The sequence below is a fragment of the Streptomyces sp. NPDC046716 genome, from assembly GCF_040645755.1.
Lineage (GTDB): Bacteria > Actinomycetota > Actinomycetes > Streptomycetales > Streptomycetaceae > Streptomyces.
In genome coordinates this window covers 1-15,623 of sequence record NZ_JBEYYU010000068.1, presented here as the reverse complement: position 1 = coordinate 15,623, position 15,623 = coordinate 1, and the positions used below count along the sequence as shown (strand labels likewise).

Below are 15,623 nucleotides of genomic sequence, written 5' to 3'. Positions count from 1 at the left end.
GCAGGGTCAAGCGGAGGCTTGACGGCTAACGCTGTTAGCCGTACGGTTCTCGCACAGCCCGGCTAACGCCGTTAGCCGCTGAATGCCAGAGTCTCCGGGAGGCCCCGATGAGCACCACCGCACCCACCAGAGTCGCGCCGCTCAAGCCCGTCCTGCGCGTGGCCCGCCGCACCGCCTGGCTCGCGCTCGGGCTCTTCTGGTCGGCCTTCGCCGTCGTGGAGGGCGTCAACCACGGCTGGCTCGCGGGGCTGCTCGCGCTCGCCTTCTTCATCGCGCCCGACCTGACCTTCCTGGTGGCGGCCGGCGACGCGCGGCACGTCGAGAAGGGGCAGCTCCCGGCGCGCGCGGTGCCGTTCTACAACGCGGCCCACCGCGCCCTGGTCCCGCTGGCCCTGATGGTCGCCTACACGCTGCTCTCCCTGACCTGGGCGCCGATCTTCGCGGGCCTGTGCGGCTGGCTCGCCCACATCTCGTACGATCGCGCCTTCGGCTACGGACTGCGGACCAGGGAGGGCTACCAGCGTGCTTGACGCTGCCACGGGGCGACGGCGCCTCACGCCGCGCGCCACCGAGATCGCTGCGGAGGCCAGGACCCTCCTCGAGGAGTCGGGACCCGACGCCCTCACCATGCGGGCCCTCGCCGACCGCCTGGGCATCAAGGCCCCGTCCCTCTACAAGCACTTCCCCGACAAGCAGGCCGTGGAGGCCGAACTCGTCGCGCAGATGCTCACCGAGTCGGCCGAGGCCTGCGAGGAGGCGGGCCGCACGGCCCCCGGATCGCTGCCCGCGCTGATGGCGGCCTACCGCGCCTGGGCCCTCGCCCACCCCCACCTCTACTGCCTCGCCACCGAGCGCCCGCTGCCCCGCCACGCCCTGCCCGAGGGCCTGGAGGACCGGGCGGCGGCCCCCCTGATGCGGGTCTGCGCCGGCGACCAGGACCTGGCCCGCGCGGCCTGGGCGTTCGCGCACGGCATGGTGATCCTGGAGATCCACGGCCGGTTTCCCGGCGGCGCCGATCTGGACGCGGCGTGGCGGACCGGGGCCCGGGCGCTGCTCGACCGATGACCGCCGCGGCCCGGGTAGGATGGCCGCACGGCAGACGAGCCGGGCGGGCGGCCGCGTGGGGTTCTCCGGAACCTCCCGAGGAACGTCCGGGCTCCACAGGGCAAGGTGGTGGCTAACGGCCACCCGGGGTGACCCGCGGGACAGTGCCACAGAAAACAGACCGCCCGGCGCTTCGGCACCGGGTAAGGGTGAAACGGTGGTGTAAGAGACCACCAGCGCCTGAGGTGACTCAGGCGGCTAGGTAAACCCCACCTGGAGCAAGGTCAAGAGGAGCCACCTCGGTGGCTCTGCGCGGACGATCGAGGGCTGCCCGCCCGAGTTCGCGGGTAGACCGCACGAGGCCGGTGGCAACGCCGGCCCTAGATGGATGGCCGTCACCCCGACGACCGCGAGGTCCCGGGGGACAGAACCCGGCGTACAGCCCGACTCGTCTGCCCCACCTCCCCTCCCGCCTCAGGGGAGCCGGACGTGCGGGCGTGACGCCGTGATGAACTCGTGGATGAGCGTGCGGGACGCGTTCCGTGCGATCTCCAGCTCGTCGCGGTCATCGGCGGCCGGGATGCCGTCCACCGCCTCCAGGGCACGGCGGGCGAGCTCCGGAAGGGCCGGGGCGTCCGTCAGCAGCTCCACGCGGAACATCGCCTCCATCGCCACGGCGCGCAACCGCTGCGCTTCCCGACGCAGTTCGTGCAGGTCGGCGGGGTCGTCGGTACGGCCGTCGTGGCGCGGGTACCAGTAATCCATCTGACCCCGGCGGTAGTTGGCCATCGCCCCGCCGAACGCGCAGTAGGCGTCGATCCGTTCCTGCCGCAGCCGCTCGCCCCGGGCGAACCGCTCGGAGCGGGCCGTGGTCCTGCTCTGCAGCAGGTGGCTGAGGGCTGCGCCCAGCAAGGTGCCCAGTACCGCGATGACGCTCGTGACGACGACGACCATGCGCCCAGCCAAGCACCTAGTGCCGCACCGGCACCACCAGAGGAGCCCCACTTCCCGGATGCGGCAGCACCTCCACCGGATGCTGGTAGACCTCGCTGAGCAGCGGCGCCGTGAAGACCTCCGACGGGGGACCGGCGGCCGTGACCCGGCCCCCGTGCAGCACCGCCGTCCGGTCCGCGTGCGCGGCGGCCAGGCCCAGGTCGTGCAGGACCACCACCACCGCGTCACCGGCGGCGGCCCGCTCCCGGCAGACGCGCAGCACCAGTTCCTGGTGGCGCAGGTCGAGGGCGGCCGTCGGCTCGTCCAGGAGGAGGAGCTGCGCCGACTGGGCGAGGACCCGGGCCAGGGCGACCCGCGCGCGTTCGCCGCCGGAGAGCGCGGCGAAGGGGCGAGCGGTGAAGGCCGTCGTCTCCGTCGACGCCAGCGCCGCCGCGATCACCGCGTCGTCCTCGTCCTCGTACGCCGTGCCGGCCCAGGGCGCCCGCCCCATCCGCACCACGTCCGCCACCGGGAACGGGAAGGACAGCGTCGCCGACTGGGGCAACAGGGCCCGGCGCACGGCGAGTTCGGGTGCGGACCAGGCGGAGGACGGGCGGCCGTGGATCAGGAGTTCGCCGGAGGCGGCGGACAGGTCTGCCGCCAGCGCTGCCAACAGGGTCGATTTTCCGGCGCCGTTGGGGCCGACCAGGGCCAGGACCTCGCCCGCCCGCACCGTCAGGTCGACGCCGGACAGGACGGTCCGCCCGCCCAGGTCCACGCGCAGGGCGCGGGCCTCGGCGACCGGGTCCCCGGGCGCGTACCGCTCGGGCAGCGTCCGTGAGCGGGGCCATTTCCTCAGGCTCTTCACGCCCAGCCTCCTTGCTTGCGACGGGTGCGGCGCAGCAGCCAGAAGAAGAACGGGCTGCCGGTCAGGGCCGTGAGCACCCCGATGGGAAGTTCGGCGGGCGCCGCCACCGTGCGCGCGGCGAGATCCGCCGCCACCAGGACGACCGCGCCGCCGAGCGCGCTGCCGGGGACGAGGAAGCGGTGACCCGGGCCTGCCAGCATCCGCAGCAGGTGCGGGATGACCAGGCCCACGAAGCCGATCACCCCGGAGACCGCCACGGCCGCCGCCGTGAGCAGGGCGATGACGAGGATGAGCGTGATCCGCAGCCTCTCCACGTCCACGCCCAGGTGCCGCGCCGGGCGTTCACCGAGGGAGAGGAGGTCCAGCTTGCGGGAGTAGAAGGGGGCGACGAGCAGGCCGGCGGCCGCGCAGGGCAGGACCGCGAGCACCTTCGGCCAGGTCGCCTGGGCCAGTGAGCCGAGCTGCCAGAACGTGATCTGGTTGACGGCGGCCGTGTCCGCGTAGGACAGGAACAGGCCGATCAGCGCGCCCGCGAAGGCGTTCACCGCGATGCCGGTCAGGATGAGCGTGACGACCTCGGTGCGGCCGCCCGAGCGGGACATCACGTAGACGACGAGGACCGTCGCGAGGCCCGACACGAACGCGCAGACCGTGATCGTCCACGTACCGAAGAAGTTCAGGCCGAGCGCGATGCAGCCGACCGCGCCGACCGCCGCGCCCGACGAGATGCCGATGACACCGGGCTCCGCGAGCGGATTGCCGAACACGCCCTGCATCAGGGCGCCCGCGCAGCCGAGCGAGGCGCCGACGAGGAGGGCGAGCACGATGCGGGGCAGCCGCACGTTCCACAGGACCGACTCGCCGACCCGGTCGAGTGCGTGACCGCCGAGTCCGGCCCGGTGCTGGACCGAGGCCAGGATGTCGCCGGCCGCGATGTGGTAGGCGCCGATGCCCGCGGAGAGCAGGGCGAGCAGCAGCAGGGCCGCGGCGAGCCCGGCCGTCAGCAGCCACGCGGTGCTGCGGCGCTTCTTCGGGGCGGCGGCGGGCGTCTGCCGCCCGGCCGCCGCCGGCGGGGTCGCGGTCGCCGTCATCTCAGGCACCCTCCGTCGCGTACAGCTGCTTCACGATGGAGCGGAGCACCTGGTCGGTGCGGGGCCCGTAGTTGAGCAGGACGCCGTCCTCGACGGAGACGACCCTGCGGTCCACGCCCGCCGGGGTCTCGGCGACGCCCGGGATCTTCACCATGCCGTCGATGCCGCCGACGGACTCAAGTCCCTTGCTCATGACGAGGATCGCGTCCGGCGCCGCCTTCGCCAGCGCCTCGCTGGTGATCGCGGTGAAGTCCTTCTTCAGGCCCGAGGCCGCGCCCGCGTCGACCGCGCCCGCCGCTTCGAGGAGCGAGGTGGCGCCCGACTCCTTGCCGCCGAGGAGATAGACGGAGGCGGAGCCGCGCAGATAGAGGAAGGCCACGCGCGGCCGGTCCTTCGCGCTCTTCGGCTTCGGGATCGTCTTCCGGACGGCGGCGATCCGGTCCTCCGAGCGCTGGGTCAGCTTCCTGCCCGCGGCCGGGACGCCGAGGGTGTCCGCGACGGCCTGGATCCGGGTGCCGACGTCGGACAGGCCGGTGGCGGGGGCGATCACGACGACGGGGATGCCCGCGTCGCGGATCTGCTGCATCGCCTCGGCGGGCCCGGTCGTGGCCTCGGCGAGGACCAGGTCCGGCTTGAGGGACAGCACGCTCTCGGCGGACACGTCGTGGTTGCGGGTGACCACGGGCAGCTTCTTCGCCTGGTCGAACGTGGCGGTGATGTCGCGCGCGACGACGTGCTTGCCGAGCCCGAGCGTGAACACCAGCTCGCTCAGGCTGCCGGAGAGCGGCACGATCCGGTCCGCCTCGCGCACGGTGACCCGCTTCCCGTCGGCCGAGGCGACCTCGGCGGGCAGCTCGGGCACGGGAGTCGGGCTGATCGGTTCGACGCGGTTCGCCGTCGCCGCCTCGGCGGTGGCCCGCGAGCCGGTGGCCCCGGTGGTCGTGGTGCCCGAGCAGGCGGTGGCGACCAGCGCGAACGCCAGGAGCAGTACGGAGATCAGCACCCCCGTCCGGCGGGGGGAGTGCGCGAGGGCGCCGTGCGTGGACACGCGGACACCGTCCTGTCGTGGTGAGAGGGGCTGTTGACAAAGGCGATCATAGTTTAGGTTAGCCTTACCTAAGTCGCCAGGGTCTGGTGACGGTCACCCGGAGGAAGAGCCATGCCCCGACGCGCCCGGATACGTGTCCGCGTCCTCGCCGTCACGTTGTTCACCGCGCTGCTCGGCGCCCTGCTGCCGGTCGCGGGCGCGCACGCCGCGGCCCGTACCGTGCAGGGCGGCCGGCTCGACTGGGGCGTGAAGGCGTCCTTCCAGAGCTACATCACCGGGCCCATCGCGCAGGGCACGTACTCCCTGACGGGCGGCGCCGCCACCGTCGGCGCGAGCCAGTTCCGCTTCCACTCGGCGCGGGGCTCCTACGACGGGTCGACCGGTGCCTTCTCGTCGTCCTTCTCCGGCGGCGTGCACTTCGTCGGCCACAAGAAGAGCAACGGCACCTACGAACTCGACATGACGATCAGCAATCCCACCGTCCGCATCGCGGGCGGCGCGGGGACGCTCTACGTCGATGTCGTGAGCAAGGCGAAGGGCACCGGGGCGGTCACGTCGTCCCGCCAGGTGCCCTTCGCCTCCCTCTCCCTCGGCGGGATCGACATGAAGGGCGACGGCAACGCGGTCGCCCTCAACAACCTCCCCGCCACGCTCACTTCACAGGGTGCGCAGTCCTTCGCCGGCTACTACACGGCGGGCACCGCGCTCGACCCCGTGAGCCTGTCCGCGGACGTCGCGCCCCAGCAGACGGAGCCCTCGGCCACGGCCACGAAGAAGGCCGAGTCGAAGAAGGAGAAGGCGAAGAAGGAGAAGCAGGACGCCGCCGGGAAGCTCCACGACGGAGCCGTCGACTGGGGCGTGCGGCGCACCTTCCGCGAGTACGTCACCGGCGACATCGCCCAGGGGGAGTGGACCCTCGCCGACGGGGCGCAGGACGGCGGCGCGCTGTTCCGCTTCCCGAAGGGCTCGGGCACGTACGACAAGAAGAAGCAGTCCCTGAAGGCCGCCTTCGACGGGTCCGTCCGCTTCACCGGCGAACACGGCCTCGACCTGAAGCTCGCCCACGTGACCGTCACCGTCACCGACGGCAGGGGCACCCTGCGCGCCGACACGACCAGCGACGGCAAGACCGCCGAGGACGCCGCGCTCGTGACGTTCAAGACCGGTGAACTCAAGCCCCGGGACGGGCTCGTGGAGGTGAGCGAGGCCCCGGCCGTGCTCACCGCCGCCGGAGCGAAGGCGTTCGGCGGGATGTACACCGAGGGCACCGCCATGGACCCCGTCTCGCTGGCCGTCGCCCTCGACACCGACGCGCGCCTGCCGGCCCTGCCCGACCTCGGCAGCTCGGCGTCGCCCACTCCCACCCCGAAGGCGAAGGCGTCGAAGGCCGCCGAACCGGCCGCCGCCGAGACGGACGCGGGCCTGTCCGGGGGAGCGGTCGCCGGGATCGCCGCCGCCGTCGTGGTCGTCCTGGCCGCCGCCGCGGGCCTGCTGATCCGCCGGCGCCGCCGCACGACTCAGGGCTCCTGACCCTCGGTCGGCCCCCCTCAACTTCCCTCTGCGCAGCGGCCGTCCACCCCCGACGGCCCACCCGAAACATGATCCACACCAAGGAGGAACCACCCCCATGGCACGCACTGCCAGACACCCGATAGCCCTCGCCGCCGCCACGGCCACCGTCGTCGCGCTCGGGGCCGGCGCCCTCGCCCTGCCCGCCGTCGCCGCCGACGGCGCCCCGTCCGGCATCGAGCTGAAGAACGGCACGCTCGACTGGGGCCTCAAGGAGTCCTTCCGCAAGTACGTGACCGGGATCGCCGCCGGGTCGATCGACGCGACCGACGGCGCCACGCAGGCCGCCGACAACGGCCCGTTCACCTTCAGCGGCGGCACCGGCACCTACGACACGACCACGCACGGCACCGACACCGCCTTCAAGGGCGCCGTCCGCTTCGCCTCGAAGGCGCACGGCTTCGACATCAAGATCAGCGACGTGAAGGTGGTGACGTCCGGCACCACCGGGCACATCGACGCCGACGTCTCCCTCAACGGCACCGTCCAGGACGACATCGAGTTCGCCACCCTCGACCTCTCCGCGGTCAAGCCCGGCCAGGGCGCCGGCGGCGCGATGACCTTCAAGGACATCCCGGCGACGCTGACCGCCGACGGCGCCGCGGCCTTCAACGGCATGTACAAGGAGGGCACCGCGCTCGACCCGGCGACGCTGACCGTCACGGCCGCCCCGTCCACCGCGTCGCCGACGCCCACCAAGACCCCGGAGGCGACCCCGACGGAGACGGCGACCACCTCGCCGTCCCCGTCGACCGGCGGCTCCACCTCCCCGTCGCCGAGCGCCTCGGCCACGAAGCCCGTGGACGCGGTCTCCGGCGAGGTCGTCGACGGCAACCTGGACTGGGGCGTCAAGGAGTCCTTCCGTACGTACATCACCGGCCCCATCGCGGGCGGCAAGGTCGAACTGAGCGGCGGCGCCGCGAAGAACGGCTCGGTCTACCGGTTCGGCGACGCGAGCGGCAGCTACGACGCCGACGCCAAGTCCCTCGACGCGAAGTTCGCCGGCAAGGTCCGCTTCCTCGGCCACGAGGAGGACGGCGCCTACGCCCTCGACCTGCAGTTCAGCGATCTGCACGTGACGGCGAAGGGCACCGGCGGCAAGCTGGTCGCCGACGTCTCCAGCAAGGACCGGGAGAGCGGCAAGGTCACCACGTACGACGACCTGACCGTCGCCACGCTGAAGCTCGGCTCCGGCGACCTCACCGCCAAGGACGACATCGTCGAGCTGGACGGTGCCGCGGCCACCCTCACCGCCGACGGCGCCAAGGCGTTCGGCGGCTTCTACGAGGCGGGCGCCGCGCTCGACCCGGTCACGGCCGCCGTCTCGCTCGACGAGGACGCTGCGCTGCCGGGCGGGTCCGGTGGGGCCGACGGGGCTGCTTCGGGCGGTACTTCGGGCAGCGGCTCCGGTGGTGCGGGCACCACCGGTGGCACCGGCACGACCGGCTCGACCATCGGCGGCTCCCTCGCCTCCACCGGTGCCGACGTTCCCGCCGGGCCGCTTGCCGCTGCTGCCACGCTGGTCGTCGCCGCGGGCGCGGGCACGGTCTTCGCCACCCGTAGGCGGCGCGCGCAGCAGGCCTGAGCCCTGTCGGGCTGTCGGGCTGTCGGTCGGCCGCGGCCCGGTGGCCGCTTCTCGCGCAGTTCCCCGCGCCCCTGAGGCATGCGCTCCGCGCAGCCTCCCCTTCAGAGGCTGCGGCTCCGCCGCGCCTCTGTCGATGAGATGCCGCACGAAGTGCGCATCTCAGGGGCGCGGGGAACTGCGCGGCCAGCCACGACGGTGGCGCGCTCTTCGGGGGTCAGATCAGTGGGGGGCGGCCGAGGCGTGTCATGTGCCATACCGTGCGCCACTTCATCGGCCGTCGCTCACCGGCCGACGTGCGCAGGCCCTCCACGAAACCGGCCGCCCACGCGCGCAGGCCGCCCAGCGAGCGGGTCCGCAGGAGTGTGATCGCCGTCCAGACGCCCAGGTACACGGGGATCAGGAGGAGCGGAAGGCGGCGGCGGGCCAGCCAGACACGGTTGCGGGCGGTCATCCGGTGGTAGACCGCGTGGCGTGCCGGGGACGTCTTCGGGTGCTGGAGCAGCAGCGACGGCTCGTAGAGGACCTTCCAGCCGGCGTCGAGCGCCCGCCACGCCAGGTCGGTCTCCTCGTGGGTGAAGAAGAAGTCCGCGGGCCAGTCGCCCGTCTCGGCCAGCATCTTCATCGAGAAGGCGTGCCCGCCGCCCAGGAACGCGGTCACGAGACCGCGCCGCATCGGGTCCTTGGCGCGCAGCCGCGGCACATGACGGCGCTGGGTCTCGCCGTGCTCGTCCGCGATGCGGAAACCCACGACGCCGAGCCGCGGATCGGCCGCGTACAGCCGCTGGATGGTGGAGAGGACATCGGCGTCGACGAGCAGCCCGTCGTCGTCCAGTTCGACCGCCACGTCCACGTCGCCGAAGTCCCGCAGCCGGGCGAGCGCGACGTTGCGGCCGCCCGGGCAGCCGAGGTTGTCGTCGAGTTCGACGGTCGTGACCTCGAAGGGGTAACCGGTGTACGCGGGCAGCACCGTGCCGTTGCCGATCATGACGACGCGGACCGGGGGCGCGTCCTGCATGGCCACCGAATCCAGCAGCGCGTCCACGTCCTTGGGCCGGTTGCCCATGGTGACGATGGCCACGCCCAAGCGCGGAAGTTCGGAGATTCGGTGCCTGTCTGTCATGGCGGCGATGGTAGTCGTTCACCTGGGACGGCCCGCACCCGCAGGTCAGTCCGTACCGAGCGAGCGCTCCGCCACCTTCGCCACATGGGAGTCGAGGGCGGCGCGGGCGTCCGGAGCGAGCGTGCCGAGGGCCACCATCGCGGTGACGATCACGTCGCACAGCTCCGACTCGACGTCCTGCCAGGTGTGGCTGAGGCCCTTGCGCGGGTTCTGGCCGACGGCCCCGATCACCGCCTCGGCGACCTCGCCGACCTCCTCCGACAGCTTCAGCACCCGCAGCAGCAGCGCCTCCCGGGGCGGCTGCCCGTTGCTCTCGTCGAGCCAGGCGCGCAGCCGGTCGACGGTGGCCCACAGGTCGGTGTCGCTCGTCGTCATGGACGCCGAGTCTAGGGAGCGGGGGCGGGGCGTGCGTCACGCGTCCGGTTCGTTGACCCGCTTGTTGCGCGAACCGACCACGGCCAGCGCCGCCGCCCCCGCCCCGACGAGCGCCGCGGGCACCATCCAGTGCCGGTTGAGGGCGTGGCCGAGCGCGTGGTCCAGGGAGTACCGGCCCGGGCCGGTCACCGCCAGACCCGCGGCGACGAAGCCGAGGAACGCCGCGTACTCGTAGCCGCCGTTCATCGCGAAGAAGCCGTTCGGGGCGTGCACGGCGGAGGCCGCCACCATGGTCCCGGCCGCGGCGGCGCCGCCCACCGGGGTCGCGAGGCCGAGCGCGAGCAGGGCGCCGCCGCCCACCTCGCCGACCCCGGCCGCCAGCGCGCTCGCCTTGGCGGGGGTGAACCCCATGGAGTCCATCGCGGCGGTCGTGCCGGAGACCCCGCCGCCGCCGAACCAGCCGAGCAGTTTCTGCGCGCCGTGCGCCAGCAGCACCCCGCCGGTGCCCGCGCGCAGCGCGAGCAGCCCGAGGCCGGTGCGGTCGAGACAGGACGGCTGGGAACGCCGGGAACGTATGCAGGAGATCGTCATGGTTCCACCGTCCGCCCGGGGCGCGCGCGGCACCCGGTGGCCGGGCCCGTTCGGGTGGCGGTCCCCTCCGCCCGGTGCCACGCTGACCGCATGCCCATCCAGACCGCGAAACTCAGCGACCCGGCGGTCCGCGCCTTCGTGACGGCGCTGAACGCCCACGACAAGGACGCCTTCAAGGCCGTGCTGGCCCCCGGCGCCACCATGGCGGACGACGGCAGCGAGCGGAACCTCGACGAGTGGACGGACCGCGAGATCTTCGACTCGCACGGCCACCTGGAGGTCGAGAAGGAGACGGCTCAGGGCCGCGGCCTCGTCGCCCGCTACAGCAACGACACCTGGGGCGAGATGCGCACCCGCTGGACGTTCCAGGTGGAGAACGGCAAGGTCGCCCACTTCGAGACCGGCCAGGACTGAACACCACGCCACACCGGGCTTGTTGACCTCGCGTGCACTTCAACTCCTAGCGTCCCCGCCCATGGACACCTTCAGCAGGACACTGGGCGGAAGCGGCATCGAGGTCAGCGCCCTGGGCTTCGGATGCTGGGCGATCGGCGGTGAGTGGCAGGACCCGGACGGGCGGCCGCTCGGCTGGGGCAAGGTCGACGACGAGGAGTCGGTGCGGGCCGTGCGGCGCGCCCTCGACCTCGGCGTCACCTTCTTCGACACCGCCGACGCCTACGGCACCGGGCACAGCGAGCGCGTCCTGGCGCGCGCCCTCGGCAAGCACCGCGACGACGTGGTCGTCGCCACCAAGTGGGGCAACGTCTTCGACGAGCGGACGAAGACCCTGACGGGCAGCGACGACTCGACCGCACACGCCCGCCGCGCCCTGACCGCCTCCCTCACCCGGCTCGGCACCGACCACGTCGACCTCTACCAGCTCCACATTTCGGACGCCGACCCGGAGCGCGCCGCCGAACTCCGTGACACCTGCGAGGAGTTCGTCCGCGAGGGGCTCGTACGCGCCTACGCCTGGAGCACCGACGACCCCGCGCGCGCCCGCGTCTTCGCCGAGGGCGCGCACTGCGCCGCCGTGCAGCACTGCTGCAACGTCCTCCAGGACGCCCCCGAACTCCTCGCCCTGTGCGAGGAATCGGGCCTGGCGAGCATCAACCGCAGCCCGCTCGCCATGGGCCTGCTCGGCGGCGGCCACACCCCCGGCCGCGCGCTCGCCCCCGGCGACATCCGCAGCGCCCCGCCCGCCTGGCTCCCCGGCTTCGGCGCCGACGGCGCCGACCCGGACTGGACCGCCCGCGTCGACGCCCTGCGCTCCGTGCTCACCAGCGGCGGCCGCACCCCCGCGCAGGGCGCGCTGGCCTGGCTGTGGGCGCGCAGTCCGCGCACCGTGCCGATTCCCGGGTTCCGCACGGTGGCCCAGGCCGAGGAGAACGCCGGGGCGCTGGCGCACGGGCCGCTGTCGGCGGGGGAGCTGGCGCAGATCGAGACCGCTCTCGGGCGTACGTGACGCGTACGTGACGTGTACGTGAATCGGCCCGGGCCCGCCGGGGCTACGGGATCGGGACCGCCGTCCCGCTGACCCGCACCCGCTCGTCGCCCTCCCGCAGCGTCACCGTCAGCTCGCCGGGGCGGCCCATGTCGGCGCCCTGGTGCAGGGTGAGGACGGACCCCGCCGGGACGAGGGCGAGCGCCCGCAGGTACGCGCCGAACGCCGCGGCCGCCGCGCCCGTCGCCGGGTCCTCGACCACTCCGCCCACCGGGAACGGGTCGCGGACGTGGAAGGTGAACTCGGACTCGCGCCAGATGAGTTGGACGGTGGTCAGGTCCAGGCGGTGCATCAGCGCGGCCAGCCGCTCGAAGTCGTACGCCAGGTCCGCCAGGCGCTCCCGGGTGCCCGCGGCGAGCACCAGGTGCCGGGCGCCCGCGTAGGCGATCCTCGGCGGGAACGCCGGGTCGAGGTCGGCGGCCGGCCAGTCGAGGGCGGCCAGCGCCTCGGTGAGGTCCTCGTCCCGTACGTCCTCGATGTGCGGGGCGACGCTGGTCAGGGTCGCGCGCGGGGGGCTGTCCGGGGCGGCCTCGACGGTGACGGGGACCTCGCCGGCCTGGGTGCGGAAGAGGTAGTCGCCGGTGCCGTGGCGCTCCGCCAGGGCCACGGCCGTCGCCACGGTGGCGTGGCCGCAGAAGCCGACCTCGGCCTTCGGGCTGAAGTAGCGCAGGTCGTAGGTACGGTCGTCGCCGGTTCGGGCCGGGGTCACGAACGCGGACTCGCTGTAGCCCAGGTCGGCGGCGATCTTCAGCATGGCGTCGTCGTCCAGCGCGGAGGCGTCCAGGACGATGCCCGCCGGGTTTCCTCCGGCGGGGGTGGTGGCGAAGGCCGTGTAGCGCAGCGGGTTTGTCATAGGGGGGATTGTCACCCGGCCGCGCGTCTCGGCGTGGCTGATCGCGCAGGTTGTCCGCCTGCGGGCCGGTGGCCGCTTCTCGCGCAGTTCCCCGCGCCCCTGAGATGCGCACTTCGTGCGCCATCTCATCAAGAGAGGGGAGGCTGCGCGGAGCGCATGCCTCAGGGGCGCGGGGAACTGCGCGCTCGGCCACGACGAGTGGCGCGCGTGACGGGTGGTTTCAGGGGCGCGGGGAACTGCGCGCTCGGCCACGACGAGTGGCGCGCGTGACGGGTGGTTTCAGGGGCGCGGGGAACTGCGCGACCAGCCTCCACCGGGCCGCAGGCGACAGCGAAACCGGCGATTCAGCCCCGGCCCACAAAAGGCATGTTCGTGGCCAGCACCGTCGCGAACTGCACGTTGGCCTCCAGCGGCAGCTCGGCCATGTGCCGGACGGTCCGGCCGACGTCGGCCACGTCCATGACCGGCTCCACGGCCAGCTCCCCGTTGGCCTGAAGGATCCCGCTGCGCATGCGCTCGGTCATGTCGGTGGCCGCGTTCCCGATGTCGATCTGCCCGCAGGCGATCCGGTACGGACGCCCGTCCAGGGAGAGGGACTTCGTCAGGCCCGTCATGGCGTGCTTGGTCGCCGTGTACGCGATCGAGTGCGGCCGCGGCGTGTGCGCGGAGATGGAACCGTTGTTGATGATGCGCCCGCCCCGCGGATCCTGCTCCTTCATCAGCCGGAACGCCGCCTGCGCGCACAGGAACGCCCCGCCCAGATTGACGTCGACGACGCGCCGCCAGTCCTCGTAGGACAGCTCCTCGACCGGCACACCGCCGGGCCCGAACGTCCCCGCGTTGTTGAAGAGCAGGTCGAGCCGCCCGAACCGCTCGCGCACGGCGGCGAACAGGGCCGTCACGTCCTCGGGGCGCGACACATCGGCGGGGACGGCGACCGCCTCCGTGCCGGGGGCCAGGCCCGCCGTCTCCTCCAGCGGCTCCGGGCGCCGGCCCGCGAGAGCCACCCGCCAGCCGGAGCGCAGCAGTTCCAGGGCGACGGCCCGGCCGATGCCGGAGCCCGCGCCGGTGACCACGGCGGTCCTCGGCGGGGCGGATGCGGTGTGCTGATCGTCCATGGCCGCAGCGTACGGCCGGACCGGCCATCCGGAGATCACCGATCCGCCATGTGGCTGTTGTGTACGCGACAGTCGCGCGTCGTCCCGGGCCACTGCAATTCCCCTGACAGCACACGACAGCAGCAGTCAGGGGAGGGGCTCCATGTCACACGCACCCGAACTCCGCGCCGCGGCCCAGCACTTGGGACGCCGTCGCTTCCTCACCGTCACCGGCGCGGCCGCCGCGCTGGCCTTCGCGACCAACCTGCCCACCGCGGGCTCGGCGGCCGCCGCCGAACTGGACGGTGCGAAGATCACCGGCGACCCGTTCACGCTCGGCGTCGGCTCCGGAGACCCGCTGCCCGACTCCGTGCTGCTGTGGACCCGGCTCGCCCCGGCCCCCTTCGAGGTGGGCGGCGGACTGCCCGCGCGGCGCGTCGAGGTGAGCTGGGAGCTGGCCCTCGACGAACGCTTCAAACGGATCGTCCGACGCGGCAGAGCCACCGCCCACCCGGAGTTCAACCACTCCGTGCACGTCGAGGTCCCCCACCTCGACGCCGGCCGGGTCTACTTCTACCGCTTCCGCGCCGGATCCTGGGTCAGCGGCACCGGCCGCACCCGCACCGCGCCCGCCGCCTCGCAGCGCCACGTCCCGGCCCTCACCCTCGCCGCCGTCTCCTGCCAGGCGTACCACGACGGCTACTTCACGGCGTACAAGCACCTCGCCGAGGACGACGTCGACGTGGTCTTCCACCTCGGCGACTACCTCTACGAGTACGCGGTCACCTCCGTCGGCGGCGCCCGCAAGTACACCGACCGGGTGCTGCCCGACGTCTTCAACCGGGAGACGACGACCGTCGACGACTACCGGCTGCGCTACGCCCTCTACAAGTCCGACCCGGACCTGGTGGCCGCGCACGCCGCGCACCCCTTCGTCGTCACCTGGGACGACCACGAGACCGAGAACAACTACGCCGACGACACCTCCGAGAACGACGACCCGCCGGCCGAGTTCCTGCTGCGCCGCGCCTCCGCGTACCGCGCCTACTGGGAGAACCAGCCGCTGCGCCGCCCCCAGCTGCCGCACGGCCCCGACGCCCAGCTCTACCGGCGTCTGCAGTGGGGCCGGCTCGCCCAGTTCGACATCCTGGACACCCGCCAGTACCGCACCAACCAGGCCAACGGCGACGGCTGGAAGTCCCCGACGCCCGAGTCCGAGGCCGCCTCGCAGACGCTGCCCGGCTTCACCCAGGAGCGCTGGCTGATCGACGGCTGGCGCCGCTCGAAGGCCCTGTGGAACGTGGTCCCGCAGCAGGTCACCTTCGGCCGCCGCAACAATCCCGACGGCACCGACACCCTCTCCATGGACTCCTGGGACGGCTACCCCGCCTCCCGCGAGCGCGTCCTCCAGGGGGCCCGCTCCGCCCGCGTCGAGAACCTGATGGTCCTCACCGGCGACGTGCACGTCTCGTACGGCCTCGACATCAAGCAGGACTTCGACGACCCGGACTCCGCGGTCCTCGGCACCGAGATCGTCACCACGTCGGTCACCAGCGGCAAGGACGGCTCCGCGAAGCCGTCCAACTGGGCCAAGTACCTCGAACGCAACCCGCACATGAAGCACTACAACGGCCAGCGCGGGTACGTCACCGTGGAGCTGGGCGACTCCGAGGCCCGGGCCGACTTCAAGACGGTCTCGGCGGTGACCGTCCCGGGGGCCCCGCTCACCACGGCCGCCTCCTTCATCACCGAGATCGGCAACCAGGGCCTCCGCCAAGCCTGAGCCCGGCGGGGGCTGGTCGCGCAGTTCCCCGCGCCCCTGGGTCCGTTCTTCGTCCGCGGTCCGGTGGCCGCTTCTCGCGCAGTTCCCCGCGCCCCTGGAAGCGAGCTTCGCTCGCCCAGGGGCAGGGGAAGGCTGCGCGCAGCGCATGCCTTCAGGGGCGCG

Annotated in this window: 16 protein-coding genes and 1 other RNA gene; 8 read left to right on the top strand and 9 right to left on the bottom strand. The window is 73.1% G+C overall.

Features of this window, described 5'->3' with window-relative positions; all coding sequences use genetic code 11:
• The first annotated feature begins 107 nt into the window (after positions 1-107).
• The 3 genes from ABZ930_RS34840 (at position 108) to rnpB (ending at position 1,499) form a co-directional block, all read left to right on the top strand.
• The gene (locus tag ABZ930_RS34840) at positions 108-530 is read left to right on the top strand and encodes a DUF4260 family protein (protein ID WP_361557194.1); all 423 of its coding nucleotides are present in this window, start codon (positions 108-110) and stop codon (positions 528-530) included.
• Positions 523-1,065: a TetR/AcrR family transcriptional regulator gene (locus ABZ930_RS34835; protein WP_361557191.1), complete on the top strand. Its 543-nt coding sequence runs from the start codon at positions 523-525 to the stop codon at positions 1,063-1,065. The genes ABZ930_RS34840 and ABZ930_RS34835 overlap by 8 nt, the downstream gene beginning before the upstream one ends.
• Before the next feature lie 35 nt (positions 1,066-1,100).
• Positions 1,101-1,499, top strand: an RNA gene (gene rnpB, locus ABZ930_RS34830) — RNase P RNA component class A.
• A 19-nt stretch (positions 1,500-1,518) separates the two neighbouring features.
• Here the strand turns inward: rnpB and ABZ930_RS34825 are convergent.
• The 4 genes from ABZ930_RS34825 to ABZ930_RS34810 are packed head-to-tail and all read right to left on the bottom strand — an operon-like array spanning position 1,519 to position 4,984.
• Complete coding sequence (locus ABZ930_RS34825) at positions 1,519-1,998, bottom strand: hypothetical protein (RefSeq protein ID WP_361557188.1); 480 nt, start codon at positions 1,996-1,998, stop codon at positions 1,519-1,521.
• A 16-nt stretch (positions 1,999-2,014) separates the two neighbouring features.
• Positions 2,015-2,845, bottom strand: coding sequence for a heme ABC transporter ATP-binding protein (locus tag ABZ930_RS34820; protein ID WP_361557185.1), 831 nt, complete (start codon positions 2,843-2,845; stop codon positions 2,015-2,017).
• Positions 2,842-3,936 carry an iron ABC transporter permease gene (locus ABZ930_RS34815; RefSeq protein WP_361557182.1) on the bottom strand — a complete coding sequence of 365 codons (1,095 nt, stop codon included), beginning with the start codon at positions 3,934-3,936 and terminating at the stop codon, positions 2,842-2,844. The genes ABZ930_RS34820 and ABZ930_RS34815 overlap by 4 nt, the downstream gene beginning before the upstream one ends.
• 1 nt (position 3,937) lies before the next feature.
• Positions 3,938-4,984 (bottom strand): ABC transporter substrate-binding protein, encoded by a 1,047-nt coding sequence (locus tag ABZ930_RS34810; protein WP_361557179.1) that lies wholly within the window; start codon positions 4,982-4,984, stop codon positions 3,938-3,940.
• 111 nt (positions 4,985-5,095) lie between these two features.
• On the opposite strand from ABZ930_RS34810, the gene ABZ930_RS34805 reads away from it, so the two are divergent.
• Together ABZ930_RS34805 and ABZ930_RS34800 are read left to right on the top strand one after the other, a co-directional pair.
• Positions 5,096-6,514, top strand: coding sequence for an HtaA domain-containing protein (locus tag ABZ930_RS34805; protein ID WP_361557176.1), 1,419 nt, complete (start codon positions 5,096-5,098; stop codon positions 6,512-6,514).
• Between the two features lie 97 nt (positions 6,515-6,611).
• Positions 6,612-8,138 carry an HtaA domain-containing protein gene (locus ABZ930_RS34800; protein ID WP_361557173.1) on the top strand — a complete coding sequence of 509 codons (1,527 nt, stop codon included), beginning with the start codon at positions 6,612-6,614 and terminating at the stop codon, positions 8,136-8,138.
• A gap of 214 nt (positions 8,139-8,352) precedes the next feature.
• Here ABZ930_RS34800 and ABZ930_RS34795 read toward each other — a convergent pair whose 3' ends face one another.
• The 3 genes from ABZ930_RS34795 to ABZ930_RS34785 are packed head-to-tail and all read right to left on the bottom strand — an operon-like array spanning position 8,353 to position 10,224.
• Positions 8,353-9,258, bottom strand: a complete 906-nt coding sequence (locus ABZ930_RS34795; RefSeq protein WP_361557170.1) for a glycosyltransferase — start codon at positions 9,256-9,258, stop codon at positions 8,353-8,355.
• A 45-nt stretch (positions 9,259-9,303) separates the two neighbouring features.
• Positions 9,304-9,633, bottom strand: a complete 330-nt coding sequence (locus ABZ930_RS34790) for a MazG-like family protein (protein ID WP_361557167.1) — start codon at positions 9,631-9,633, stop codon at positions 9,304-9,306.
• 36 nt (positions 9,634-9,669) lie between these two features.
• Positions 9,670-10,224 (bottom strand): DoxX family protein, encoded by a 555-nt coding sequence (locus ABZ930_RS34785; RefSeq protein ID WP_361557164.1) that lies wholly within the window; start codon positions 10,222-10,224, stop codon positions 9,670-9,672.
• Between the two features lie 90 nt (positions 10,225-10,314).
• On the opposite strand from ABZ930_RS34785, the gene ABZ930_RS34780 reads away from it, so the two are divergent.
• Both ABZ930_RS34780 and ABZ930_RS34775 read left to right on the top strand, forming a co-directional pair.
• Positions 10,315-10,638: a nuclear transport factor 2 family protein gene (locus tag ABZ930_RS34780; RefSeq protein ID WP_361557161.1), complete on the top strand. Its 324-nt coding sequence runs from the start codon at positions 10,315-10,317 to the stop codon at positions 10,636-10,638.
• A gap of 61 nt (positions 10,639-10,699) precedes the next feature.
• Complete coding sequence (locus tag ABZ930_RS34775) at positions 10,700-11,689, top strand: aldo/keto reductase (RefSeq protein ID WP_361557158.1); 990 nt, start codon at positions 10,700-10,702, stop codon at positions 11,687-11,689.
• Between the two features lie 43 nt (positions 11,690-11,732).
• Here the strand turns inward: ABZ930_RS34775 and ABZ930_RS34770 are convergent, their stop codons facing one another.
• Positions 11,733-12,581 carry a PhzF family phenazine biosynthesis isomerase gene (locus tag ABZ930_RS34770; protein ID WP_361557155.1) on the bottom strand — a complete coding sequence of 283 codons (849 nt, stop codon included), beginning with the start codon at positions 12,579-12,581 and terminating at the stop codon, positions 11,733-11,735.
• A 344-nt stretch (positions 12,582-12,925) separates the two neighbouring features.
• Positions 12,926-13,699 carry an SDR family oxidoreductase gene (locus tag ABZ930_RS34765; RefSeq protein WP_361557152.1) on the bottom strand — a complete coding sequence of 258 codons (774 nt, stop codon included), beginning with the start codon at positions 13,697-13,699 and terminating at the stop codon, positions 12,926-12,928.
• Between the two features lie 142 nt (positions 13,700-13,841).
• Between ABZ930_RS34765 and ABZ930_RS34760 the strand changes: the two genes are divergently transcribed.
• Positions 13,842-15,461: an alkaline phosphatase D family protein gene (locus ABZ930_RS34760; RefSeq protein WP_361557149.1), complete on the top strand. Its 1,620-nt coding sequence runs from the start codon at positions 13,842-13,844 to the stop codon at positions 15,459-15,461.
• The last annotated feature ends 162 nt before the right edge of the window (positions 15,462-15,623 follow it).